20 protein-coding genes are annotated in these 23,260 nt (G+C 63.3%); 8 read left to right on the top strand and 12 right to left on the bottom strand.

Going from position 1 to position 23,260, the window contains the following annotated elements; all coding sequences use genetic code 11:
- Nucleotides 1-17: 17 nt before the first annotated feature.
- The 6 genes from CJU94_RS17790 to CJU94_RS17765 form a co-directional block, all read right to left on the bottom strand.
- Nucleotides 18-1,508 (bottom strand): efflux transporter outer membrane subunit, encoded by a 1,491-nt coding sequence (locus tag CJU94_RS17790; protein ID WP_095419815.1) that lies wholly within the window; start codon nucleotides 1,506-1,508, stop codon nucleotides 18-20.
- The gene (locus CJU94_RS17785) at nucleotides 1,501-2,715 is read right to left on the bottom strand and encodes an efflux RND transporter periplasmic adaptor subunit (protein WP_095419814.1); all 1,215 of its coding nucleotides are present in this window, start codon (nucleotides 2,713-2,715) and stop codon (nucleotides 1,501-1,503) included. The genes CJU94_RS17790 and CJU94_RS17785 overlap by 8 nt, the downstream gene beginning before the upstream one ends.
- Entirely contained in the window at nucleotides 2,705-5,947 is a 3,243-nt protein-coding gene (locus tag CJU94_RS17780) for an efflux RND transporter permease subunit (RefSeq protein ID WP_095419813.1), read from the bottom strand. Before CJU94_RS17780 ends, CJU94_RS17785 begins: the two co-directional genes overlap by 11 nt.
- 242 nt (nucleotides 5,948-6,189) lie before the next feature.
- Nucleotides 6,190-6,864 (bottom strand): response regulator transcription factor, encoded by a 675-nt coding sequence (locus CJU94_RS17775; protein ID WP_095419812.1) that lies wholly within the window; start codon nucleotides 6,862-6,864, stop codon nucleotides 6,190-6,192.
- A gap of 16 nt (nucleotides 6,865-6,880) precedes the next feature.
- Nucleotides 6,881-7,804: a LysR family transcriptional regulator gene (locus CJU94_RS17770; RefSeq protein ID WP_095419811.1), complete on the bottom strand. Its 924-nt coding sequence runs from the start codon at nucleotides 7,802-7,804 to the stop codon at nucleotides 6,881-6,883.
- Between the two features lie 369 nt (nucleotides 7,805-8,173).
- Complete coding sequence (locus tag CJU94_RS17765; protein WP_095419810.1) at nucleotides 8,174-8,548, bottom strand: hypothetical protein; 375 nt, start codon at nucleotides 8,546-8,548, stop codon at nucleotides 8,174-8,176.
- 78 nt (nucleotides 8,549-8,626) lie between these two features.
- Here CJU94_RS17765 and CJU94_RS40920 point away from each other — a divergent pair, with 78 nt between their 5' ends.
- The 3 genes from CJU94_RS40920 to rfbC all read left to right on the top strand — a co-directional run bounded on the left by CJU94_RS40920 (nucleotide 8,627) and on the right by rfbC (nucleotide 10,962).
- A complete protein-coding gene (locus CJU94_RS40920) occupies nucleotides 8,627-8,923 on the top strand; it encodes a hypothetical protein (protein ID WP_157763764.1) in 297 nt (98 codons plus the stop codon).
- A 383-nt stretch (nucleotides 8,924-9,306) separates the two neighbouring features.
- The gene (locus tag CJU94_RS17760) at nucleotides 9,307-10,302 is read left to right on the top strand and encodes a GlxA family transcriptional regulator (protein ID WP_095419809.1); all 996 of its coding nucleotides are present in this window, start codon (nucleotides 9,307-9,309) and stop codon (nucleotides 10,300-10,302) included.
- Between the two features lie 108 nt (nucleotides 10,303-10,410).
- A complete protein-coding gene (gene rfbC / locus CJU94_RS17755) occupies nucleotides 10,411-10,962 on the top strand; it encodes a dTDP-4-dehydrorhamnose 3,5-epimerase (protein ID WP_095419808.1) in 552 nt (183 codons plus the stop codon).
- A 49-nt stretch (nucleotides 10,963-11,011) separates the two neighbouring features.
- On the opposite strand, the gene CJU94_RS17750 is transcribed toward rfbC, so the two are convergent.
- Entirely contained in the window at nucleotides 11,012-11,902 is an 891-nt protein-coding gene (locus CJU94_RS17750; RefSeq protein ID WP_095419807.1) for an EamA family transporter, read from the bottom strand.
- A gap of 103 nt (nucleotides 11,903-12,005) precedes the next feature.
- On the opposite strand from CJU94_RS17750, the gene CJU94_RS17745 reads away from it, so the two are divergent.
- Both CJU94_RS17745 and CJU94_RS17740 read left to right on the top strand, forming a co-directional pair.
- The gene (locus tag CJU94_RS17745; protein WP_095419806.1) at nucleotides 12,006-12,911 is read left to right on the top strand and encodes a LysR substrate-binding domain-containing protein; all 906 of its coding nucleotides are present in this window, start codon (nucleotides 12,006-12,008) and stop codon (nucleotides 12,909-12,911) included.
- A 129-nt stretch (nucleotides 12,912-13,040) separates the two neighbouring features.
- Nucleotides 13,041-13,670, top strand: a complete 630-nt coding sequence (locus CJU94_RS17740; RefSeq protein WP_095420422.1) for a GNAT family N-acetyltransferase — start codon at nucleotides 13,041-13,043, stop codon at nucleotides 13,668-13,670.
- Between the two features lie 97 nt (nucleotides 13,671-13,767).
- Here the strand turns inward: CJU94_RS17740 and CJU94_RS17735 are convergent, their stop codons facing one another.
- From CJU94_RS17735 to CJU94_RS17715, 5 genes are all read right to left on the bottom strand, one after another.
- Entirely contained in the window at nucleotides 13,768-14,535 is a 768-nt protein-coding gene (locus CJU94_RS17735) for an ABC transporter ATP-binding protein (RefSeq protein WP_095419805.1), read from the bottom strand.
- Entirely contained in the window at nucleotides 14,532-15,398 is an 867-nt protein-coding gene (locus tag CJU94_RS17730; RefSeq protein ID WP_095419804.1) for an ABC transporter permease, read from the bottom strand. Before CJU94_RS17730 ends, CJU94_RS17735 begins: the two co-directional genes overlap by 4 nt.
- A 54-nt stretch (nucleotides 15,399-15,452) precedes the next feature.
- Nucleotides 15,453-16,505: an aliphatic sulfonate ABC transporter substrate-binding protein gene (locus CJU94_RS17725; protein WP_095419803.1), complete on the bottom strand. Its 1,053-nt coding sequence runs from the start codon at nucleotides 16,503-16,505 to the stop codon at nucleotides 15,453-15,455.
- Between the two features lie 250 nt (nucleotides 16,506-16,755).
- Nucleotides 16,756-16,917: a DUF1328 domain-containing protein gene (locus tag CJU94_RS17720; protein WP_007182451.1), complete on the bottom strand. Its 162-nt coding sequence runs from the start codon at nucleotides 16,915-16,917 to the stop codon at nucleotides 16,756-16,758.
- 177 nt (nucleotides 16,918-17,094) lie between these two features.
- Nucleotides 17,095-18,054: a LysR family transcriptional regulator gene (locus CJU94_RS17715; protein WP_095419802.1), complete on the bottom strand. Its 960-nt coding sequence runs from the start codon at nucleotides 18,052-18,054 to the stop codon at nucleotides 17,095-17,097.
- 131 nt (nucleotides 18,055-18,185) lie between these two features.
- Between CJU94_RS17715 and CJU94_RS17710 the strand changes: the two genes are divergently transcribed.
- From CJU94_RS17710 to CJU94_RS17700, 3 genes are all read left to right on the top strand, one after another.
- Complete coding sequence (locus CJU94_RS17710; protein ID WP_095419801.1) at nucleotides 18,186-19,352, top strand: mandelate racemase/muconate lactonizing enzyme family protein; 1,167 nt, start codon at nucleotides 18,186-18,188, stop codon at nucleotides 19,350-19,352.
- Between the two features lie 163 nt (nucleotides 19,353-19,515).
- The gene (gene dctA / locus CJU94_RS17705) at nucleotides 19,516-20,871 is read left to right on the top strand and encodes a C4-dicarboxylate transporter DctA (protein WP_095419800.1); all 1,356 of its coding nucleotides are present in this window, start codon (nucleotides 19,516-19,518) and stop codon (nucleotides 20,869-20,871) included.
- 35 nt (nucleotides 20,872-20,906) lie between these two features.
- Nucleotides 20,907-23,222 carry an NADP-dependent malic enzyme gene (locus tag CJU94_RS17700; protein ID WP_095419799.1) on the top strand — a complete coding sequence of 772 codons (2,316 nt, stop codon included), beginning with the start codon at nucleotides 20,907-20,909 and terminating at the stop codon, nucleotides 23,220-23,222.
- The last annotated feature ends 38 nt before the right edge of the window (nucleotides 23,223-23,260 follow it).

Here is a 23,260-nt window from a genome sequence, read left to right as displayed (position 1 = left end):
TGGGCGGGTTGCGTGCGTCAACCCGTTTCGCTGCCAACGTGCGCCTTGAGCGCCTGTATTCGCGCCTGGTTCGCCTGAACGCCCGGCGGGCTTTGGGCGCCCTCGCTGGACCAGCCGCCACCCAACGCTTCGATCAGCCGCACGGAAGCCAGCAAACGCCGCGTATTGAGGTTCAGCGCCGCGATCTGGGTGTCGAGTTCGGTGGTCTGCGCGGTCACCACGTCCAGATAGCTGACCACACCGTCCCGGTAGCGTGACATCGACAGCGTCAGCGTGCGTTGCGCCGCGATGAGCGCTTCGTTCTGTCGTGCGGCTTCGTCGCCGAGATGATGGAGTTGCGCAAGGTTGTCTTCGACCTGCTGGAAGGCGAGAAGCACCGTGGCCTTGTATTCCGCGCCGTTCTCCGCGAGCTTCGCGCGTGCCTCGTCGGTCATCGCGGCGCGGCGGCCGCCGTCGAACAGCGTAAATACGAGGCTTGGCCCGACCGACCAGATTTCGTTGGGCGCCATGAGCCACGGCGAGAGCGTGTCACTCTGATAGCCGCCGTCGAGGCCGAGCGAGATGTCCGGGAAGAACGCCGCCTTGGCGACGCCGATCTGCGCGTTCGCCTGGGCGACGCGTCGTTCGGCCGCGGCGATGTCGGGCCTGCGTTGCAGGAGCGCCGCCGGCACGCCGGTGGGAATGGAGGGCAGGTAGGCCGAGTCGGTCGCCGCGGCGAGCGTGAAATCGGATGCGGGCGCGCCGGTCAGGCTCGCGATGGCGTGCTCATAAAGCGCGCGCCGCGCGGCGATGTCGTCGGCCGAAGCGCGCGCGATGTCGAGTTGGGTCTGCGCGCGCGACACGTCGAGATCCGACGCGATGCCGCCGGCATGACGGCTCAGCGTCAGCGTGAGGGCGCGCTGGTAGGTGTCGATCGTGTCGTCGAGCAGTTGCTGCTGGGCGTCGAGTCCGCGCAGATTGAAATAGGCACTCGCAAGGTTCGCTTGCAAGCTCAGGCGCACCGATTCCAGATCGGCCTCGCTGGCTTGCATCGCGGCGCGACCGGCGGCAACTTCATTGCGAATTTTGCCCCACAGGTCGAGGTCGTAAGCGATGCCGACATCGACGGTATTGACGCCGTACGCCGACGGTTGTCCCGCGCCACGCAGCGGCCGGTTATCCGACTGCCGCTGGCGTTCCACGGACGCTTCGGCGCCGATCGTCGGGAACAAGCCCGAACGGGTTTGCGAGAGAAAGGCCATGGCTTCGTCGTGGCGCGCCATGGCCGCCGCGACGTCCGGATTGGCCGCCGCCACCTGTGTTTCGAGGTGGTCGAGCACGGGGTCGCGATACACGCTCCACCATGCATCGCGCGGCACGCGGTCGGCGGGGCGCGCGAGCTGCCAGGGGCCGCTTTCCTTGAACGTGGTGGGAACGCGGGCGGGCGGCGCGTGATAGACCGGCGCGAACGAGCAGCCGCTCAGCATCGCCGCGGCCGCCAGCGCGATGCATAGACGGCGTTTATCCATGGGTGCTCTCCGTCGCGCGCCGGCTCGCCACGGCGGTGTCGCCCGTGCCGCTTGTAGTGGTTTGCAGGCGCACTTCGTCGCCGGATGCGAGGGAATCGGGCGGATTGTCGATCACGCGATCCGTGGCGCTCAGACCCGATGCGATCTCTACGTGCGTGCCGAGATCGGTCGCGATCGAAACGGGCTTGAGTTCCGCGCGGTTGTCCTTGCCGAGCACGGCGACCTGCAAACCGTTCTGCCGGAAGATCAGCGAGCTGGCCGGAATCGACAAAGCATGCGCGTTGGTCGGCAGGGCGAAATGCACTTCGGTGTACTCGCCGGGGATCAGCAAACCGTCGTGATTGTCCACCGCGAGCTGGACTAGCAAGGTGCCTGAAGCGGGGGTGATGGCGTCGTCGGTGTCGACGAGTTTCGCGTTGAACTTCACGCCGGGACGCTCGGGTACGGTGAGCGTCGCGCTCATGCCGGGCTGGATCGCGGCGGCCTCATCCTGCGGCACGCTCACGTACACGCGCAAGCGGCGCGCGTCGGACACCGAAAACAGTTCGGGCCCATTGCCGCCCCCTGCGTTGATGAGGGCGCCGATGTCGGTGGTGCGGGCGGTGACGGTGCCGTCGAACGGCGCGGTGATGCGCTTGAACGATTCGAGCGCTTCGAGGCGCCGCACGTTGGCCTCGTTGGCGGCGACGGTGGCCTGCTTGGCGACGAGATCACTGGTCTTCTCGTCGGCGTCCTGCTGCGAGACGGAGTCCTGCTTCAACATCTGCGTCCAGCGATGCGCGGTGGACGCGGCGAGTTTTTCGTTGGCCACCGAGTTCTGCAGATCGGCCCGCGCCTGCTGTAACTGCTGATCGAGATCGGGCGTGTCGATGTCGGCGAGCAACTGACCGGCTTTCACATGCGTGCCGATGTCCGCGTACCACGCATGCAGATAGCCCGACACGCGCGCATAGATTGGCGCATTGACGAAGGCGGACAGGCGGCCTGGCAGCACCAGCGCCTGCGCGTCCAGGTCGCGCTTCGGGGTGTACGCCACCACGGTGGGCACGGCTTGCCGGGCCGACCACGTGGTCAGTTCCTGCTTCGCATGCGCGCGACCGGCCATGCCGCTTGCCACGACGCCCGCTGCCGCGAGCAGCGCGACGATTCCGACGAGCTTTAAATGACGCAGCCGTTTCGGCGAATTGATCTCGATCTCAGTGGACATGTTGCACTCCGGGTTCGGAAGAAGAGGGGACGTGAGATGGGGGCGCCGCGGCGTCGCGCCGGTGCACGATGCTGAAGACGACGGGTACGAACAGCAGCGTCGCGAACGTCGCGCAAATCAGCCCGCCGATCACCGCGCGGCCGAGCGGCGCGTTCTGCTCGCCGCCGTCGCCGAGACCGAGCGCCATCGGCGCCATGCCGATGATCATCGCGAGCGCGGTCATCATGACGGGGCGAAAGCGGGTGAAGCCCGCTTCCATGGCGGCGACGAGCGCATTGCCGTTGATCGCCAGCCGCTCGCGCGCAAAGCTCACGACCAGAATGCTGTTGGCGGTCGCCACGCCCATGCAGAGAATCGCGCCGGTCAACGCGGGCACCGAGAGCGGCGTGTGGGTGGTGAACAGCATCCACACGATGCCGGCCAATGCCGCCGGCAAGGCGCTGACGATCACGAACGCATCGCTCCATGAATGGAAGTTCACGACTATCAACAGATAGATCAATGCGATCGCGCCGACCAGACCGAGCGACAAGCCGAGGAACGCGCTATTCATCGTCTGCACCTGGCCGCGCAGCGTGACGATGGAACCCTTGGGCACGTCTTTCGCGCTCGCGTGCAGAATGGTCTGGATCTTCGCCGACACGGCGCCGAGATCCTGGCCTTGCGTTGTCGCGAACACGTCGTAGAGCGGTTCGATGTCGTAGTGCGAGACCACCGCATTGCCCACGCCGCGTGTAATTGTCGCAATACCGCCAAGAATCTGGGCCTGCCCGCCCTTGCCTGTCACGGGCAGGTTGTTCAGATTCGACAGCGACGTCATGCGGTACTGCGGCGTCTGCGCGACGATCGGATACGACACGCCGTTCTTCGGATTGAGCCAGTACGTCGGCGATACCTGACTCGTGCCGGACAGGCTCGCCACCACGGAGTTGGTGACATCCTGTTCGGTAATGCCGAGCTGATCGGCGCGCGAACGGTCCACGGAGACGGTGAATTGCGGATATGTCGACGCCTGTTGCATGCGCGTATCGGCAATGCCGGGAATCATCCGCATGCGGCGCATGACTTCGTTCGCGTACCGACGATTGGCGGCCTGGTTCGGGCCGGCCACCTGCAGATCGATCGGCGCGGGTGCGCCGAAATTCAGAATCTGACTGACGATATCGGCCGGCAGAAAGGCGAACGTCGTGCCCGGAAACTGACGTGGCAGCGTTTCACGCAACGTGCGCACGAAGTCCGCGGTGGGCCGATGGTTTTCGCTCAGCGAGATCAGAATGTCGCCGTCTTGCGGCCCGATCGTGCCGCTGTTGTTATACGTCAGGTTGATGCCGCTGTTCGGCAAGCCGATGTTGTCGATGATGCTGCGCAACTGGCCCGGCGGAATGACGCGGCGCACCGCGTTTTCGATCAGGTCGAACTGCGCGGCGGTATCTTCGATCCGGGTGCCCACCGGCGCCCGCACGTGAATGGCGATTTCACCGGAGTCGATATCCGGGAAGAAATTGCGGCCGAGCCACGGTGCGAGCAGGAACGACATCGCGACCACGATCAGAAAGCCTGTCACGAAGCGCTTGCGATTCGTGAGCGCGAGACCCAGCACGATCCGGTAGATGCCGCGAACGCGTTCGAAGCGGTGTTCAAAGCCGCGCTGGAAGCGCACCAGCGGATTGCGCGAAGGCGCCGCGTGAGCATGGCCGCCATGCGGCGCCATCGTCGCGGCCAATTCGCCGGAAGCGTGGCCGTCCGACGCGTAAGCACGGAGCAGGTATTGCGCCATCATCGGTACGAAGGTGCGCGAAAGGATGAACGACGCAATCATCGCGAAGATCACGGCCTCTGCCATCGGCACGAACAGGAAGCGGGCAATGCCGTCGAGCAGCAGCATCGGCACGAACACGATACAGATGCACAGTAGCGACACGAATGCGGGCGCGACGATCTGCGCGGCGCCGTCGAGAATCGCGCTTTTCACGTCCTTGCCCTGTTCCAGATGCCAATTGATGTTTTCGATCGTGACGGTGGCGTCGTCGACCAGAATGCCGACTGCGAGTGCAAGTCCGCCCAGCGTCATGACGTTGAGCGTCTCGCCCATTGCCGCGAGTCCGGCAATCGCCGCCAGCACGGCGAGCGGAATCGACGCCGCGATGATCAGCGTGGAGCGCCAACTGCCGAGAAACAGCAGGATCATCAGCGAGGTCAGCGCGGCGGCGATCACGCCCTCGCGCGCCACGCCGCTCACGGCGCCTTTCACGAAGGTCGACTGATCACCCATCGTGACGAGTTTGAGCCCGGCTGGCAACGTCGCCTCGATACGCGGCAGTTGTGCCTTGACGCCGGAGATGATGTCCAGCGTGGAAGCGGAGCCGTTCTTCAGGATGCTCATCAGCACCGCGCGGTGTCCGTCTACACGCACTACGTTGCCTTGCGGCGGATAGCCGTCGCGTACGTGCGCCACGTCGCGGATATAGATCGTGGCGCCGTCTACCGTTTTGATCGGCAGCGCGTTCAGTTCGTCGAGCGCGAGGGGGCTGTTGTTCAGCTTGATGTTGTATTCGAAGCGGCCGATCTTCTCCGTGCCCGCCGGAATGATCTGGTTCTGCTGCGCGAGCGCGGTGGCGACGTCGTTCGCCGAAAGTTTCTTTGCCTGCAAGGCCTGCGGATCCAGATCGATCTGCACTTCACGTGTCTTGCCGCCGTAGGGCGTCGGAATCGCCACGCCCGGTACGCTCAGCAATTGCGGACGAATGAAATTGGTCGCGTAGTCGGCAAGTTTCTGTTCGTCGAGCGTATTGCTGGTTAGCGCCAGTTGCAGTACCGGCACGGTGGATGCGTTGTAGTTCAGGATCTGTGGCGGCGTGGTCCCGGGCGGCATTTGCTTGAGCACCGTCTGCGAAACGGATGTCACCTGCGCGGTGGCTGTGCGGATATCCACCGTGGGCTGGAAGAAGATCTTGACGATGCCGTAGCCGCGAAACGATTGCGACTCGATATGGGCGATGTCGTTGACGGTGGTGCCGAGCGTGCGCTCGTAATAGGTGACGATGCGCCCGGACATGTCGTCCGGTTGCAGGCCGGCGTAGTTCCATACCACGCTGATGACGGGAATGCGGATGTCGGGGAAGATATCCGTCGGCGTGCGCAATGCGGCAAGCGGGCCGATCAGCAGGATCAGCATCGCGAGCACGATGAACGTGTAGGGCCGGGTCAACGCTAACCGGACTATTTTTAACATCGAAGGCAGCTCCGTTCAGAGGCGCGATTGATCTGCGCGGGCGTGTGGCAATGGGGACTCGCGCCAATGGCGCGGCCCGGTAACGGCATTCTGGGGAGCGGGTCCTAACAGGCGCGGACTAAACAAATGAAACTAGTTTTAGGAAGCCACCCGCGAAGGGCGAGTGTGCCGATACGAGCGGAAACAGGCAGCGGCGCCGCTTGCAGCGCCACTGCCTGTGCGTCGAAACGGGAGGGTACGGGTCAGCCGAACAGATAGCCGGAGCCGCGAATCGTGCGAATCAACGGGCGCTCGCCCGGCATTTCGACTTTCTTGCGCAAACGCCCCACGTGTACGTCGATCAGGTTGGTGCCGGGGTCGAAGCGGCAGCCCCAGACGGCCTCGAAAATCATCGTGCGGGTGAGCACCTGGCCTGTATGGCGCATCATGAATTCGAGCACGCGGAATTCGGTGGGTTGCAGATCGAGCTCGCGCTGACGATGGGTGACTTTGCGACGCACCAGGTCCAGCTCCAGTGCGCCGTTGCGCAGCATGGTGTCGGCTTTCGCGTGACGCGGGCGGCGCCGCAACAGGACCTCGACGCGCGCGAACATTTCCTCGGGCGAGAACGGCTTGGTCAGATAGTCGTCGCCGCCGGCTCGCAGGCCCTGAATGCGCTGGTCGACATCGGACATCGCGCTCATCACCAGCACGGGCGTTTCCAGCCCCACGCCGCGCATGGTGGCGACGATCGTCAACCCGTCGAGGTCGGGCAGCATGCGATCGAGCGTGACGACGTCGTAGTCGCCCGCCATCGCTTTGGCCATGCCTTCGCGGCCCGTGCGCGCGACATCGACGGAAAAGCCGCTCACGCTGAGCGTGCGAACGATGTCGTGGGCAATCAACTCGTCGTCTTCAATCGTCAGGATTCTCGGCATGATGCTCGGGCCCGTTTCAGGCGACCGCGCGCAAGGCGACCGGGCGGTCGGGCGCGCGATACTGGCTGACCGTGAAGTCGATGAAGGTGCGCACGCGCATCGACAGGTATTTGCGGCCGGAGTAGAGAATCGACACCTGGCGTGAGCCACCGTTGATGTCGAACTGTTCGAGTACGGGTGTCAACGCACCGCGTGCGAGATCTTCCGCGACGATCGGCATGGGTAGCAAGGCGATGCCCATGTGGTTGAGCGCCGCCACGCGAACCATCGCGCTGCTGGTGGCGGTGAGCGCGCTGCCGGTGCAGACGCGATAGACGCCGTCGGCGTCCGCGAACTCCCAGCTTCGCGAGGAACCGTCCGACACGGTCAGCAGACCATGCCGGTTCAACGCGGCCGGATCGCGGGGCGTGCCGTTGCGTGCAAGATAGGTGGGGGATGCGACGGCGAGTTCGTCGACGCTGGTGAGCGTTCGGCACACCAAGGTGGAATTGGCGAGGCGCTGGTCGTCGGAAAAGCACACGTCGAAGCCGCCTTCCACGAGATCGATGTGCGTGTCGAATGTCGTCACGTCGAAGTCCACGCGTGGATGCAGGATGCGGTAGGCGGCGAGCAGCGCGCCCAATCCCGCTGTGGCGAAGGTCATTGGCGTGGCGATCCGTAACGTGCCCTGCGGGTCGCGCGTGGTTTCGAGCAGACTGGATTCCATCTCGTCGAGTTTTTCGATGATCGCGCGGCAGCCCTCCAGATACTCGCGGCCGACGTCCGTCAATGAAAGGCTGCGCGTGGTGCGGTTCAGCAAGCGCATATTCAGATGCGCCTCCAGTGTGCCGACGCTGCGCGTGACCGCGGCTGCGGACATGCCTAACTGTCTCGCCGCGAGATTGAAGCTGGCGAGATCGACTACCCGGGTGAAGACACGCATCGCTTGTAGCTGGTTCATTTGGGAACAGAGAGGATGGGCGATGGGTGCATCATCGGCGATGGTGGATAAATCCGCGCTGCTAGGTGCATTAAGTCTTTTTTAACTTTGTGCAATGTTCATGAACCGCACGCGCTGATCGCTTCCGGTTCTGTGAAGAGCAATCAGCAAAACTAAACAATGAAAAAAGCGCGGACCGGGCCGCGCTTGCGAGAGAGGGTTGAATGACAGTGACCGCGGCTATGCTGCGACTGAGGTGGAGCCGGGCTGCATGAGGGAGCTGTGAAGCCGCCTTTAAAGCGGTCTTTAAAGCGGGCTATAAGGGGCGTTGCGCGCATGATCTGAAACGCGGTGCTGCGTGAAGCACCACCCGCCACGCGTGCAGCTCCTTCAGTTGAGCATGCCGCGAACTTCCAGCGAGGCTTCCAATTGCTGCGTAAGCGCGTGATGCAGTTTGGCGAGGTTTTCGGTGGGTAGCGCGAAGCCGGCCCAGCCGAGGCCGGAATGCCGCAGGAACAGCACGGCGCCATCCTGCCGCGGATGTTTTTCCGTGTGCCAGCAGGGGTCGATTTCGATGACATACTGATGAGTTCGCAGCGGCTCCGTGGGCACTTCCGGGCGCATGGTGGCTCGCAACACGCTGAGGTGTTCGATTACGGCGTCGAGATCGGCCACATCGAGCAGCACGACGTGGCCCTCGATGGCGATGCGAACCGCGTTCTGACCGTATTCGTTGACTCTTTCAATGCTCATGGGGCGCGACATGTGCTGGCTCCTTGCGGCTATCACGGTGCAGGAATTATGTCGCGCCCGTGCCGGGCGAATCCTGAAAGAGCGCGATCCATGGATGAAACTTTGTTTAAGGAACGCGCGCCGCGCATGTCCTCAATCCGCAGGCATCCTCAGGCGCTCACGCCCGTCGCGCGGCGCGGCCGGGGATTAAGTCATACTTATAGCAGACCGGATGTTTCAATATGGAAACACTTTCATGCATTCGAAAAATGCGTTTTTAAATCCTTAATGGAGCTCGATTCGATAAATGCGGTCGGATTTCATGCGGGTAGCCCGATAAATTCCCGGTTTGCGAATAAAGCGGATATGGAATGGTCATTATCTGCGAGGTTTGCATTTCAGGTTTGAAACACTTTTTGACGTTGCTCAGGCATAGCTTGGTAACTCAAAAAACCTGCTTGACAGGGGCGTGAGCAATCCGCACTCTGACCCGAGGAACAAGGCTGGACGCAGCTTGTAGCGCCGGACGGGAGAAATTTCCCAGCATGCTCGAGCGTCGCGCCGACGCAACCGGCGCGCGTCATATGAAACGCGCGATAACCGTTTTCTTCATACATTCCCGTTTTCAATAGTATTTGTTTTTCAAATTTACTATGGCGAGGGGTTCGGCTAACATCACGCTTAATCCGTTAAGTGGTGTTGTCCAAAATCTCCCTCTTCATAATCATTCCGTTCATATCGGCCGCTAACGGGATCGGGGTCCACAATGTACGACAGTCTGGGGAAATATCATGCCGCACATGCACCTTGATACTGCGAGGATCACCTGGCTGCATACGCCGACTTTGAGCGCGCGCAGTGCGACGCGGAGAATCGGCGTGCTGCTCTTCGACGGTTTCTGGCTGTTGGGGCCAGGCACCGTGGTGGAGATGTTCCAGACCGCCAATGAACTCTCGGGTTCGCAAGCTGGCGAAGAACCGCCTTACGAAGTGCAATTTCTTTCCATGGACGGCGGCAGCGTCGCCAGTTCATCCTCCGCGCGCATCTGGACTGATCGTATCGACGCGCGTTTCGGCAGCGGCTTCGACGTGCTGTTTATCGCGGGCGGCTACGGTGCGCATGTGGCCGCGCGCGACGAGCGGGTGCTCGGCTGGCTGCGTTCGGTGCAAGCGCGCACTCGCGCGATTGAAACGATCGGCGAAGGGCGGCTCGTTCTTGAAGCGGCCTGCCCGTCGGATCACGACGGACCGCAGGTGAATCGCTATCTGAACGGCGTGACGGGCGAGTCCGCGCTGAGCGCATCCAACGAGCGGCATGACTGCGCGCGCAGCGCGCTGATGTTCATCAAGCGCGACCTTGGCGCCGAACTGGCCCGCAGCGTCGCCGACCGTGTGATGCCCGGCATGGCCGCCACCTGGGTACCGCTGCCGGCGGAAGGCGGCACGCTCAGCGTGGCCGAGAAAATCCGCGCCGCGGCGCGCTGGATGGAGGCGAATTGCGACCGTCCGGTTTCGGTGGCGGACGCCGCACAAGTCGCGGCAATGAGCGAGCGCAATTTTCTGCGGCGCTTCAAGCATGAAATGCAGGTCACGCCGTCGGACTACCTCTTACAGATACGCTTGCGCATAGCCTGTAACTTCCTGACTGAGACCGAATTGCCGGTGGACAAGATCGCGCGCCGCAGCGGTACGGGCAACGGCGATCGTCTAGCGAAAATTTTCCGCAAACGCATGGCGCTGTCTCCAACGGAATATCGCGCGCGCAGCCGGACCGCGACGCAGGCGTAGTATTCATGGACGCGGCTGTGCCAGCAGCCGCGCGGCCCACGGGAATTGGACGCGGCCGTCATGACGGCCGCGTTTTCGCCGGTCAAGCTTCTTACGAGTACAGCAGCAATGGGCAACAAGGTGATCGCGACGGCCTTGCCGGAGGTAAAGCTCATCGAGCCCGAAGTGTTCTGCGACGAATTCGGCTTCTGCTTCGAGAGTTTTAGCGAAGATGAGTTTATCGGCGATGTCTCGCAAGCTTTCCACTTTGTACAGGACCGGCATTCGAGCGCGGTGCATGGCGTGTTGCGCGGGTTGCACTATCAAGTGCAGCGTCCGCAAGGGCGGCTCATGCGGGTCGTCGTGGGCGAGGTGTTCGCCGTTGGTGTGGACGTGCGGCTCAATTCGCCGAATTTCGGCAAGTGGTGCGGGGCGCATCTGAGCGCGGCCAATCATCGGCAGATCTGGGTGCCGCCAGGCTTTGCGCACGGTTTCGTGGTGCTGTCCAACGTCGCCGAGTGTTTGTGGAAGACCACGGAATACTGGTTTCCCGAACTGGAGCGCTGCATTCTGTGGCGCGATCCCGACATCGGCATTGAATGGCCGATCGATTTCGAGCCGATCCTCGGCGCGAAGGATGCCGCGGGGCGGCGTCTCTACGAGGCGGAGAACATCGCCTGAGCGCGGCGGCGCGGCGTTGCCTTGCGCTGTCTGTCGGCCACGGCGCGGATCAGCGCGCCGCGATTACGGCACCCACGCTGGCGGTCACCACGAGCAGCGTGCCCGCGATCTGTAGAAACCCCATCGGCTGATGCAGCACGATGAAACCCGCCAACGCGCCGATGGCCGGCTCGACACTCATCAGTATCCCGAACGAACCCGCCGGCATGTGGCGCAATGCCACCATTTCCAGCGCGTACGGCAGCAGCGGCACCAGCAACGCGAGGCCCGCCGTGGCCGCGACCTGAGCAGCCGCAACGTGCAGCCCGCTTTGCGCCAGTCCGAACGGTGTGGCCACGAGCGCGGCCGCGATCAGCGACACCGACAGTCCTTCGAGCCCCGCGAACAGGGTGCCGGTCTTTTTCATCAACACGATGTAGCTGCCCCAGCCGAGCGCCGCGCCGCACGCGAGCAACACGCCGAGCGGTTCGCCGAGCCAGCCGGCGCGATCGCGCGACAGCAGCATGACGCCGGCAATCGCCAGCGCGGGCCAGAGCAACGCCCGGGCGCGGCGCACCGCGAATGTCGCCACGGCGAGCGGCCCGAGAAAGTCGATCGCGACGGCAAGCCCTAACGGAATGCGCTGAAGCGCCGTGAAAAAGCACAGTGTCATGCCGGCCATCGCCGCGCCGAGCGCGCCGGCGGCCAGCCAGTGCGAGCGCGAGTAGCTGCGAAAGCGCGGGCGCACCAGCAGGGCGAGCACCAAAGCCGCCCAGCACAGGCGCAGCCATGTGGTGCTGAGCGAACCGTAGGCCGCCATCGTCGGTGCGGAGAGCGCGGCGCCGAATTGCACGCTCGACATCGACAGCACGCACAGCAATGCCGCCCCGGCCGCGACACGGGCCGGCTTCAGGTCGTTCTGCGGGGGCGTCAGCGCGGATTGAATGGTGGTGTCCTGCATGGTCGTCGGGTTGCCGCTCGATCGGGATCTGTTGACGCTATCTTATCGGTGTGGTCGGTATTAAGATAAGTTGATATTTGTTATGCCGACTTCAAGAACCTTTATGACCCGAGATATCGACAGCAGCCTGCTGCGCACCTTCGTCACCGTGGCGGAGACGGGCGCGGTGGGCGTGGCGGCGGCGCGGCTCGCGCGCACCCAGGCGGCGGTGAGCATGCAATTGCGCCGCCTCGAAGAAGACCTCGGGCAGCGTTTGCTCGACCGCTCGCCGCGCGGCGTGCAACTTACCGAGGCCGGGCATCTGCTGCTGCCGTATGCGCACACCATTCTTGGCGCGGGTGCCGATGCGCGCCGTGCGCTGAGCGCCGGTCAGGTGTCCGGCACCGTGCGGCTCGGCATGCTGGAGGACATCGCGGTCGGTCGTTTGCCCCGGGCGTTGCGGCGTTTTTCGATCGCTTATCCGCAAGTGGCGCTGGAAATCGTGGTCGACAGCAGTGCGGCATTGTCGAACCGGCTCGCGGACGGCAGCCTCGACGTGGTGGTCGGCGATCCCGCGCTGGTCGATGCAGCGCCGCTGCTGACGTGGACGCAGCCGCTCTTCTGGGTCGGCGCGCGTGGATTTGGCCGCGATGCGCAGGCACCGTTGCCGGTGGTCGCATTCGGCGACGCGTGTCTATGGCAGCAACAGGTGCTGACCGCGCTGCGGCGTGCGGGGATCGCGTGGCGCATCGTGTGCACGAGCACGAGCCTGCCGGCCGTGCAATCCGCCGTGGAAGCCGGGCTCGGAGTGTCGGTGCTGCTCGACGGCAACATCCGTTCGGAATCGATGCGCGTGCTCGGCCAGGCCGATGGTTTGCCCGACGCGCCCACCGCGGACTTCGGCCTGTTCATGCGAGAGGTGTCGGGCGCGCCGGCGGCGGCCGTGCAAACGTTGCAAACGTTCCTCTGCGAGGAATTGCATCTGGGCCTGCGCGAAGGCGAGCCGCAACTCGCGCCGGCTTTGGGGTGATAGTTGGGATGACAGTTGGGGGTGATGCGGCGCTCGCTGCTCCCATGTGAGTTTTTACGACATTTTTTCTTGAGACGCCCCCACGCGAAATCTACACTTCGGGCATCCTGATTCCGCGAGGTGCTCAACGTGAAACGACGTGCAACGACGCAACAATCCGTTCGTATCGACTACGTCTGTCACGGCGTGGGCCGTGTCGAATTGCGACGCTTCGATCCTGCGCGCGATTCGTTCGTCGCGTTGACGGCGATGTTGCATCGCGCCTTCACGCCGCTCGGCGCGATGGGCCTCAACTGCACCTGCGTCGACCAGACCGTCGAAATCACACGCCTGCGCGCAACGCGTGGCGACTGCTATGTGGCGGTGTGCGACGGACGCATCGTCGGGACGATGACGCTTTATGCGCCGGATCGTGAGTCGGCTTGCGAGCTATACCGTCGCGACGATATCGCCAGTTTGCGGCAGTTCGCGGTCGAGCCGGCGTGGCAGGCGCGCGGCATCGGTACGTTGCTGATCGCATTCGCCGACCATTGGGCCGCGACGCGCGGTTATGCCGAGCTGGCGCTCGATACGCCGCAACCGGCTGCGCATCTGATCGCGTTCTATCGCGGCCAGGGGTTTCGTATCGTCGATTTCGTGCGCTTCGGCGGCAAGCATTACGACAGCGCGATTTTGAGCAAGCCGCCGGTGGCGACGCGCACGCTCGCCAACTGGTCGCACCGATTGAGCGCGCGGGCGCCGATTGCGCGCGCGGCGTGAATACGACGAAGCGCCAGGCGTGGATCGATGGTCGCGAGGGGCCGGCTTGCAATGCCTGAGCACGAGCGGCTCGACGGCTTGCCGGGTTCGTCCGGCTTCAATCGCCGGCAGCAAGCGCGGCGCGCGCGATGCCTTCCAGCAATTCATCGCGCAGCGCGTCCAGCGCGGAATCGCGCAGGTTTCTCGGCCGTGGCGCAGTGACGCGAATCTCACGCGCGATGCGGCTCGGACGCTCGTCACCGGGCGGCGACAGCAGCAGAACACGGTCGGATAGGTAAAGCGCTTCGTCGAGATCGTGCGTGACGAGCAACGCGGCTGTCCGGTGTGCGCGCGTCAACGAAAGCAGGACTTGTTGCAGCCGTGAGCGCGTGATGGCGTCGACGGCGCTGAACGGCTCGTCGAGCAGCAGCAGGTCGGGCTCCGCGAACAGGCCGCGCGCCAGCGCGACGCGTTGCGCCATGCCGCCCGAGAGCCGCTTGGGCAGCGCATCGCGGATGCCTGGCAGACCGACTTCGGCGAGCAGCGCGTCGACGCGCGGATCGTGTCCCTGACGCGCTCCGGCGGCGAACGCGATATTGTCGGCGACGCTCAGCCACGGCAGCAGGCGAGGCTCCTGGAAAATCACGCCGATCCTTCCGGACGGTCCGTGCTGCGGTTTTTTCTCCAGCAGCACCGAGCCGGCGGTGTCCCGATCGAGGCCCGCAATCGCGCGCAGCAGCGTGCTTTTTCCGCATCCGCTGGGACCGACCAGGCTCACGATCTCACCGCGCGCGAGTTCGAACGATACCTGTTCGAATACCGTGCGTTGGCCGAAGCGCCGGGTGAGCCCGCGCACTTCGAGCATGGGGGCGGCAGCGTGGGTCATTGTGCGTCTCCCGGCCCATGCCGGGCGTCGCGCCAGGACAGCGTGCGCGCCTCGATCGCCTTGAATGCGCCGTCGCTCAGTTTGCCGAGCAGCGCCAGCAGCAGGATCGCGCCGAACACGAGATCGGGCCGGCCAGTCTCGCGCCCGTCGCTCAGCAGATAGCCGAGTCCGCGCGTCGCGGCGATCAGCTCCGCGGCGACCATGAACATCCACGCGAGGCTCAGCCCGGTGCGCAAGCCCGTGAAGATCTGCGGCATCGCTGCGGGCAGGAGAATGCGCGTGAACAACGCGCGCCGCGTCAGCCGGTTGACTTCGCCGAACTCGATCAGCTTGCGGTCGACACCCTGTATGCCGGCCACGACGCCGAACTGCACCGGAAAGAATGCGCCGATTGCGATCAGCGCGATCTTGGGGGCTTCGTCGATACCCATCCAGAGCAACAGGATCGGCACCCAGGCGAGCGACGGAATCGCGCGCAGTGCCTGAAACGCGGGGTCGAGCAACGCATCGACGCGGCGGCTCAGTCCCATGGCCGCGCCGATCAGCAGCGCGAGCACGGAGCCGAGCGCGAAACCCGCGAACACCCGCGCGACACTGGCGCCGACATGCCGTGCGAGGCGTGTGCCGCCGAGCTCCCATAGCGTTTGCACGATGGAACTCGGCGCGGGCATGAGATGCGCCGGCAGCACGGACGTCCGGACGAGGGCTTCGATCGCCGCGAGAAATACGACCGGCAGCGCGAGCCCGGCGTAACGCCACGGACGCAAAGGGTCGCGCGTGCGCTTTTCCGGCGCTGGCTCGCTAGCGCACGGCCGTGGCGAAGCACGGCTCGCAAGCGCGAGCGTCTCTTCAGTGGCGGCCATGGTTGCGGATGTCGTTGCGCGCACTGACGGCTGGCGAAAATCGTATTGGGCGCATCATTTCGCGTTGGTATTCGCGGACGCGATGACCGGTTGGGCGATTTTCGGATCGATCAACGCGTCGATCACCTGATTGAGATCGGTGCCGCTTTTTACCAGTTGTTCGTCCACGAGAATCGGCGCTGCGGCTTTGAGCGCGGCGATCTGCTGCGCGCCGGGCTGCGGGTGGCTGAGATCGTTGCGGCTGAGTTGCAGCTTCGCGACGGCGAGTGAAACCTTCGACTCCTCGGCGACGATCTTCGCCGTATCGTCGGGATGCGCGGCGATCCACACGCGCGCCTTCTCATAGACCTTCAGCACGCGGGCGAGCGCGTCCGGATGCTCGCGGATGAAGTCTTCACGCGCGTTCAGGAAGCCCCACGTATTGAAGTCGACGTTGCGGTACAGGAGGCGCGCGCCGTCGTCCACCTGTGCGGCGGCCATGTGCGGATCGAGACCGGCCCATGCATCGACCTGTCCGTTCGCAAGCGCGGTGCGGCCATCCGGATGCTGGAGATTCACGAGTTCGACGTCGTCGCGCGAGAGTCCCGCCGTATGCAACGCACGCAAGGTAAAGAGGAACGGGTCGGTGCCCTTGGTCGCGGCGATCTTCTTACCTTTGAGATCGGCGAGACGCTTGACGGGCGAGTCCTTGCGCACGACGAGCGCGGTCCACTCGGGGCGCGAAAAGATATAGACGGCGCGGATCGGATTGCCGTTCGCCTTGCCGAGTACGGCGGCCAGACCCGCTGTCGAGCCGATGTCGAGCGCGCCGCTGTTCAGATACTCGAGCGCGCGGTTGCTGCCGAGGCTGAGCACCCACTTGACCGGGGTGTGGTCGGCGGCGAATTCCTGCTCCAGCCAGCCGTTACGCTTGATGACGAGGCTTTCCGGCGAGTAATACGCGTAGTCGAGCTTCAGTTCGGTAAGCGGCGCGGCTTGTGCACCGCCGGCGAAGCACAGCGCCAGCGCAGCCGCAGTTGCCGTGATGAATTCGCGCAGCACGCGCGCGTGGCGCGCGGCCGATTTGTGTGCCGCAGCGAAGAAAGCAAAACCCCGAAGCCGTGCCATTGATTGTCCTGAGGATCGGTTGTGATCTGGACGTTCAATGTAACGAAAGCACTCACGGAAGCGAACCAATTAAAGTTCAGAATCAAAGCAGTTCTGGCGCTATTGCAGAGCAGCTCGGGTGGGTCGGGCGAGGAGGGAAAAACCCGGCACGGGCAGCAATATTTGCAATACCGTGTGGCAAGTATTGCAACGTCGTGCTGCTCCTCGCGCCGGGGTAGGGGTGTTTCCGCCTGAACGGTTCAGGCGCTCATCAGCGTCGCATCACGCCCATCAGCAAGGTGACGAGGAAGATCACCACGAAGATGAAGAACAGAACCTTGGCGATTTCCGTCGCGCCTGCGGCGATGCCGCCAAAGCCGAATACCGCGGCGATGATTGCGATGATGAAGAAGATTGCAGCGTATCGAAGCATGGGGCCTCCCACCGGTGGATTGCTGGACTGATGTTGAAAAACGGCGACTCGTCGTGGGCGCTACGTGCTTTGACGGGTTATCTGCCGGCGAGCGGAATAGAGCAATAGATGTGCCCAGAGCCGACGGATCAAGGAGGTGGCGCCACAGCCGCGCCACCGCGACGCCGGGTTCGCCACTCACGGCTTGCGGCCCGTCCTCTTCTTTTGCGCGTAAATCCTGGCGCCAGTTTCGACGGGGATGAACGGAGCCTGAAAATGATCGATCAGAAAGTCGATGAATGCCCGTGCGCGCGCGGTCTGGTTGCGCTGGCTGGGATAGTAGACAAACAGATCGGCCGAGGGCAGTACCGTATCCGGCAACACCAGTTTTAACCTGCCGCTCTGAACGTACTTCGCCAGATCCCATTCGGAACGGATCAATATGCCGTGCCCATCGAGCGCCCACCGCAGCACGATGTCGCCATCATTGCTCGACAGCGCTCCTTTCACTTTCAGCGCTTCGGTATGGTCGCCCTGCATGTACCGCCAGACGCCATAAGCGTCGTCGTTCTGTCGATGAATGATGCAACGGTGCCGAACCAGATCCTCCACGCGCTCCGGGGTCCCAAAGCGCTCCAGGTATTTGGGCGAGGCGCAAAGAAAGCGACGATTGCTCATGATGCGCCGGGCGCTGAGCCGGCTGTCAGGCAGCTCGCCAAAGCGGATCGCCATGTCGAATCCCTCTTCGACCAGGTCGATGGGCCGGTCGGTGACCTCAAACTGGATTTCGACATTCGGAAAGCGCTTGGCGAAGTCAGACACCAGCGGCGCGATAGTCGTGCGCCCAAAGCCGAGCGTCGCATTGACCCGTAACAGACCATGAGGGTCCGATGTGGTCCCGGATATCTCGTCTTCCATCTGCCGGATCTGCCCGACGATCTGCGCGGCATAGTGCAGGTAGGTTTCGCCTTCCGGCGTCAGGCTGACACTTCGCGTTGTCCTGTTGACCAGCCGTGCGCCCAGTCTCTGCTCGATCAGCCCGAGCCGTTTGGTGGCCGCCGGCGGGGTGAGATCGAGCGCGCGCGCCGCTCCCGACAGGCTTTTCAGTCTGGCAAGGAGGATGAAGAACTCGAAGTCGGACGCCGAATCGATGGCCACTTTGGTTATTCACCTAAAGTAAAAAATGAAATGAATTTAAGCGAATTCTAGCGCAGGGTTTCGCGGATAAGCTAGCTTCCATTGCAGCCTGACGCATGCAATACGTGCCCAAAACTCAGGAGACACAAGTCATGAGAATCGTTGAAATCCGCGAAAAGACCGTTCCGATCAGCTCCCCGATCCGCAATGCCTACATCGACTTCAGCAAGATGACGCTGAGTCTCGTCGCCGTGGTGACGGATGTTATCCGGGACGGCAAGCCGGTTGTGGGTTACGGCTTCAATTCAAACGGCCGCTACGGCCAGGGCAAGCTGATGCGCGAGCGCTTCATTCCGCGCATTCTCGAAGCCGACCCCGCCACGCTCGTCAACGATGCCGGCGACAACCTCGATCCGCACCGCATCTGGGCCACCATGTTCACGAACGAAAAGCCGGGCGGACACGGCGAACGCTCGGTGGCGATCGGCACCATCGACATGGCGATCTGGGATGCGGTGGCGAAGATCGAAGGCAAGCCGCTGTTCCAGTTGCTGGCGGACCGTTATGGCAACGGTCAGCCGGACCGCAAGATTTTCGTGTATGCGGCGGGCGGTTACTACTACCCCGGCCAGGATCACGGCAAGCTGAAAGACGAAATGCGCAGCTATATCGACCGCGGTTACACGGTCGTGAAGAAGAAGATCGGCGGCGCTTCGCTCGATGAAGATCTGCGCCGCATCGACTCGATTCTGAGCGTGCTCGGTGACGGACAAAAACTGGCTGTCGACGCCAACGGCCGCTTCGATCTCGACACCGCGATCCAGTACGCAAGAGCGCTCTCGCAATACGACCTGTTCTGGTACGAGGAGCCGGGCGATCCGCTCGACTTCGAATTGCAGGCAACGCTGCGCAACTACTACGACAAGCCGATGGCGACCGGCGAAGACCTGTTCTCGATGCAGGACGCCCGCAACCTCATTCGCTACGGCGGCATGCGTCCCGATCGCGACTGGCTGCAGTTCGATTGCGCATTGAGTTACGGCCTCGTCGAGTATCTGCGCACGCTCGACATGCTGCATCAGCACGGCTGGTCGCCGAGCCGTTGTGTTCCGCACGGCGGGCATCAGATGTCGCTGAATATCGCGGCCGGCCTCGGTCTGGGCGGCAACGAATCCTATCCGGACCTGTTCCAGCCCTACGGCGGCTTCCCGGATGGCGTGAAAGTGGAGAACGGCTATATCACCATGCCCGATCTGCCGGGTATCGGCTTCGAAGGCAAGGCCGATCTCTTTGCCGAGATGCAAAAGCTGTCGGCATAGGTGCTCAAGGAGCAATCACGCCGACCCAAGCGTCGGCGTGGCGTTCACAAAAACAGCCAAAGAGAACGCGGGCGAAATGGGTTCGTGCGCAGCGCAATGGTGGATGACGCCGCCGGTGCTCGCCCTGAATTTCATTAAAAGATGCCACGCATAGGAGACAGTCATGCGGGTTTCAAAGATTGGAAAATCTCTTTCCAGACTCTACGTACAGGTTCTGATTGGCATTGTTGCCGGTGTCCTCGTCGGCCATTTCTACCCTGACATCGGTTCTCAACTCAAGCCGCTCGGCGATCTGTTCATCAAACTGATCCGGATGCTGCTTGCGCCGATCATCTTCGCCTCGGTGGTCGTCGGCATTGCGCGCATGAACGACCTTCATGAGGCCGGCCGCGTCGGTGTCAAGGCGGTGGTCTACTTCGAAGTGGCCTCGACCATCGCGCTCGTGGTCGGCCTCGTGATCGTGAACGTCATCAAGCCGGGCAGCGGTATGAACATCGACCCCACCCATATCGACAGTTCGGCGATTTCCGCCTACACCCATGCGGCGCAGCAGCACGGCATGCTCGAGTTCTTCATGAGCATCGTTCCGAACAGCATTGTCGGAGCGTTCGCGAATGGAGACATCCTGCCAATCATCTTCTTTTCGCTGCTGCTCGCGGTCGCGCTTGCCAAACTGGGTCCCCGTACCGCGCCGTTCGTCGACATGCTCGACATGTTCCTGCAGGGCATGTTCGGCGTCGTGCGAATCGTCATGTATGTCGCGCCGATCGGTGCTTTCGGCGGCATGGCATTCACCATCGCGAAGTACGGCATCGGCACGCTGGCATCGTTCGGACAGTTGATGCTGTGCCTTTACCTGACCTCGATTTTCTTCGTGGTCGTCGTGCTTGGGCTGGTGATGCGGATGAGCGGATTGTCGCTGTGGAAGTATCTGCGCTACATCAAGGACGAAATCTTCATTACGCTAGGTACGGCTTCGACCGAAGCGGTGCTGCCTCAGATGATGATCAAGATGGAGAAGCTGGGTTGTTCGCGCCCGGTGGTCGGGATGGTGCTGCCTACGGGCTACACGTTCAATGCCGACGGCACCGCGATCTACCTGACCATGGCCTCAATGTTCGTTGCGCAGGCGATGAATATTCACCTCACGATCTGGGACCAGTTCCTGCTGCTCGGCGTGCTGTTGCTGACATCCAAAGGGTCAGCGGGCGTGGCCGGAGCAGGGTTCGTCGCGCTGGCGGCGACGCTCGCCTCGATGCACCAGATCCCTGTGTCCGGACTGGTGCTGCTATTGGGTGTCGACCGCTTCCTCAACGAGGCCCGAGCGGTCACGAATCTGATCGGCAACGGGGTGGCGACCATTGTGGTAGCCCGCTGGGAAGGGGCGCTCGACATGAACAAGGCCCGCGCGATGCTCGACAGGACCGACACGGGCCTCGATGCGCTGGACTCCGCCGCGCAGACACCAACGGATCAAACGCCTCCGGATGACGCCGTTATCCGGCCCCACACGCATTGATTCGATTAGCTAACTTTATTTCGAGTACCGCAGTCATGATCACGCAATCCGATAGAACGAGCTCCCGCGAAGCCGCCCTCGATTACCACGAGTTCCCCACCCCCGGGAAGATCGCGATCGCCCCGACCAAGCAGATGATCAACCAGCGCGATCTCGCGCTGGCGTACTCGCCGGGCGTGGCGTTCGCGTGCGAGGAAATCGTCGAGAACCCGCTGAACGCCGCGCGTTTCACCGCGCGCAGCAACCTCGTGGGCGTGGTCACCAACGGCACCGCGGTGCTCGGTCTGGGCAACATCGGGCCGCTCGCCTCGAAGCCGGTCATGGAAGGCAAGGCCGTGCTGTTCAAGAAGTTCGCCGGCATCGACGTGTTCGATATCGAGCTGAACGAGTCCGACCCGCACAAGCTGGTCGACGTGATCGCGGCGCTGGAACCGACCTTCGGCGGCATCAACCTCGAGGACATCAAGGCGCCGGACTGCTTCATCGTCGAACGCGAATGCCGCAAGCGCATGAAGATTCCGGTCTTCCACGACGACCAGCACGGCACCGCGATCGTCGTCGCGGCGGCCATCACTAACGGTCTGAAGGTGGTCGGCAAGGACATCAAGGAAGTCAGGCTGGTCTCCTCGGGCGCGGGCGCGGCGGCGCTGGCGTGTCTGGACCTGCTGGTCGATATCGGCCTGCCGCTCGAAAACATCACCGTCACCGATCTGGCCGGCGTGGTCTACAAGGGCCGCGTCGAACTGATGGACCCGGACAAGGAGCGTTTCGCGCGTGAAACCGACGCCCGCACGCTCGCCGAAGCGATCGGCGGCGCGGACGTGTTCCTCGGCCTGTCGGCCGGCGGCGTGCTCAAGCAGGACATGGTCAGGCAGATGGCGGACAAGCCGCTGATCCTGGCGCTGGCCAACCCGACGCCGGAAATCCTGCCGGAGCTGGCGCTGGAAGTGCGCCCGGACGCCGTGCTGTGCACGGGCCGCACCGACTACCCGAACCAGGTGAACAACGTGCTGGTGTTCCCGTTCCTGTTCCGCGGCGCGCTGGATGCGGGCGCGACCACGGTGACGCGGGAAATGGAAATCGCCGCGGTCAACGCGATCGCCGAGCTGGCGCGCCAGGAGCAGAGCGATATCGTCGCGACGGCGTACGGCATTCAGGACCTGTCGTTCGGCCCTGAGTATCTGATTCCGAAGCCGTTCGATCCGCGTTTGATCGTCAAGGTCGCGCCGGCCGTGGCGAAGGCCGCGATGGATTCGGGCGTCGCCGAGCGTCCGATCGAGGACATGGACGCCTACGAACAGCATCTGCAGCAGTTCGTGTATCACAGCGGCACGACCATGAAGCCGATTTTCCAGCTGGCGCGCAGCGTCGAGCCGGAGAAGAAGCGCATCGTGTTCGCGGAAGGCGAGGAAGAGCGCGTGTTGCGCGCGATGCAGATCATCGTCGACGAAAAGCTGGCCAAGCCGATCCTGATCGGCCGCCCGGCGGTGATCGAGCAGCGCATTGCGCGCTACGGTCTGCGGCTGGTCGCGGGTCAGGACTACACGGTGGTGAACACCGACCACGACGAGCGTTATCGCGACTTCTGGCAGGAATATCACAAGATGATGTCGCGCAAGGGCATCAGCGCGCAGATGGCGAAGCTCGAAATGCGCCGCCGCACCACGCTGATCGGCGCGATGCTGGTGGAAAAGGGCGAGGCCGACGGCATGATCTGCGGCACGGTGTCGACCACGCATCGGCATCTGCACTTCATCGATCAGGTGATCGGCAAGAAGGAAGGCGCGAAGGTCTACGCGGCGATGAACGCACTGGTGCTGCCGAATCGGCAGATCTTCCTCGTGGATACGCACGTGAACGTGGATCCGACGCCGGAGCAACTGGCGGAAATCACCCTCATGGCGGCGGAAGAAGTGCGCCGTTTCGGTATCGAGCCGAAGATCGCGCTGCTGTCGCATTCGAATTTCGGCACCAGCAACGCGCCGACCGCGCAGAAGATGCGCGACACGCTGGCGATCCTGCGCGAACGCGCGCCGGACCTGCAGGTGGACGGCGAGATGCACGGCGACATCGCGCTCGACGCGAATCTGCGTCGCGAAGTGATGCCCGACTCGACGCTCGAAGGTGACGCGAACCTGCTGGTGCTGCCGAACATCGACGCGGCCAACATCTCGTACAACCTGCTGAAGACCGCCGCGGGCAACAACATCGCGATCGGTCCGATGCTGCTGGGTGCGGCGAAACCCGTGCATGTGCTGACGGCTTCGGCGACGGTGCGCCGCATCGTCAACATGACGGCGCTGCTGGTGGCGGATGTTCGTGCGGAGCACGGCGCGAACGCAGGCGAGTAACGCACACCGCCATTGCCAGTCACGTGCTTTATCGGAAC

The organism is Paraburkholderia aromaticivorans, assembly GCF_002278075.1.
In the GTDB taxonomy this organism is placed as follows: Bacteria; Pseudomonadota; Gammaproteobacteria; order Burkholderiales; family Burkholderiaceae; genus Paraburkholderia; species Paraburkholderia aromaticivorans.
The sequence above is the reverse complement of the archived record's forward strand: the minus strand, read 5'-3'. Positions and strand labels throughout refer to the sequence as shown.

Excerpts from the sequence above, each read along its gene's own strand:
- CJU94_RS17790 (WP_095419815.1), bottom strand. The coding sequence starts at position 1,508 with ATGGATAAACGCCGTCTATGCATCGCGCTGGCGGCCGCGGCGATGCTG.
- CJU94_RS17785 (WP_095419814.1), bottom strand. The coding sequence starts at position 2,715 with ATGTCCACTGAGATCGAGATCAATTCGCCGAAACGGCTGCGTCATTTA.
- CJU94_RS17780 (WP_095419813.1), bottom strand. The coding sequence starts at position 5,947 with ATGTTAAAAATAGTCCGGTTAGCGTTGACCCGGCCCTACACGTTCATC.
- CJU94_RS17775 (WP_095419812.1), bottom strand. The coding sequence starts at position 6,864 with ATGCCGAGAATCCTGACGATTGAAGACGACGAGTTGATTGCCCACGAC.
- CJU94_RS17770 (WP_095419811.1), bottom strand. The coding sequence starts at position 7,804 with ATGAACCAGCTACAAGCGATGCGTGTCTTCACCCGGGTAGTCGATCTC.
- CJU94_RS17765 (WP_095419810.1), bottom strand. The coding sequence starts at position 8,548 with ATGTCGCGCCCCATGAGCATTGAAAGAGTCAACGAATACGGTCAGAAC.
- CJU94_RS40920 (WP_157763764.1), top strand. The coding sequence starts at position 8,627 with ATGGATGAAACTTTGTTTAAGGAACGCGCGCCGCGCATGTCCTCAATC.
- CJU94_RS17760 (WP_095419809.1), top strand. The coding sequence starts at position 9,307 with ATGCCGCACATGCACCTTGATACTGCGAGGATCACCTGGCTGCATACG.
- rfbC (WP_095419808.1), top strand. The coding sequence starts at position 10,411 with ATGGGCAACAAGGTGATCGCGACGGCCTTGCCGGAGGTAAAGCTCATC.
- CJU94_RS17750 (WP_095419807.1), bottom strand. The coding sequence starts at position 11,902 with ATGCAGGACACCACCATTCAATCCGCGCTGACGCCCCCGCAGAACGAC.
- CJU94_RS17745 (WP_095419806.1), top strand. The coding sequence starts at position 12,006 with ATGACCCGAGATATCGACAGCAGCCTGCTGCGCACCTTCGTCACCGTG.
- CJU94_RS17735 (WP_095419805.1), bottom strand. The coding sequence starts at position 14,535 with ATGACCCACGCTGCCGCCCCCATGCTCGAAGTGCGCGGGCTCACCCGG.
- CJU94_RS17730 (WP_095419804.1), bottom strand. The coding sequence starts at position 15,398 with ATGGCCGCCACTGAAGAGACGCTCGCGCTTGCGAGCCGTGCTTCGCCA.
- CJU94_RS17725 (WP_095419803.1), bottom strand. The coding sequence starts at position 16,505 with ATGGCACGGCTTCGGGGTTTTGCTTTCTTCGCTGCGGCACACAAATCG.
- CJU94_RS17720 (WP_007182451.1), bottom strand. The coding sequence starts at position 16,917 with ATGCTTCGATACGCTGCAATCTTCTTCATCATCGCAATCATCGCCGCG.
- CJU94_RS17710 (WP_095419801.1), top strand. The coding sequence starts at position 18,186 with ATGAGAATCGTTGAAATCCGCGAAAAGACCGTTCCGATCAGCTCCCCG.
- dctA (WP_095419800.1), top strand. The coding sequence starts at position 19,516 with ATGCGGGTTTCAAAGATTGGAAAATCTCTTTCCAGACTCTACGTACAG.
- CJU94_RS17700 (WP_095419799.1), top strand. The coding sequence starts at position 20,907 with ATGATCACGCAATCCGATAGAACGAGCTCCCGCGAAGCCGCCCTCGAT.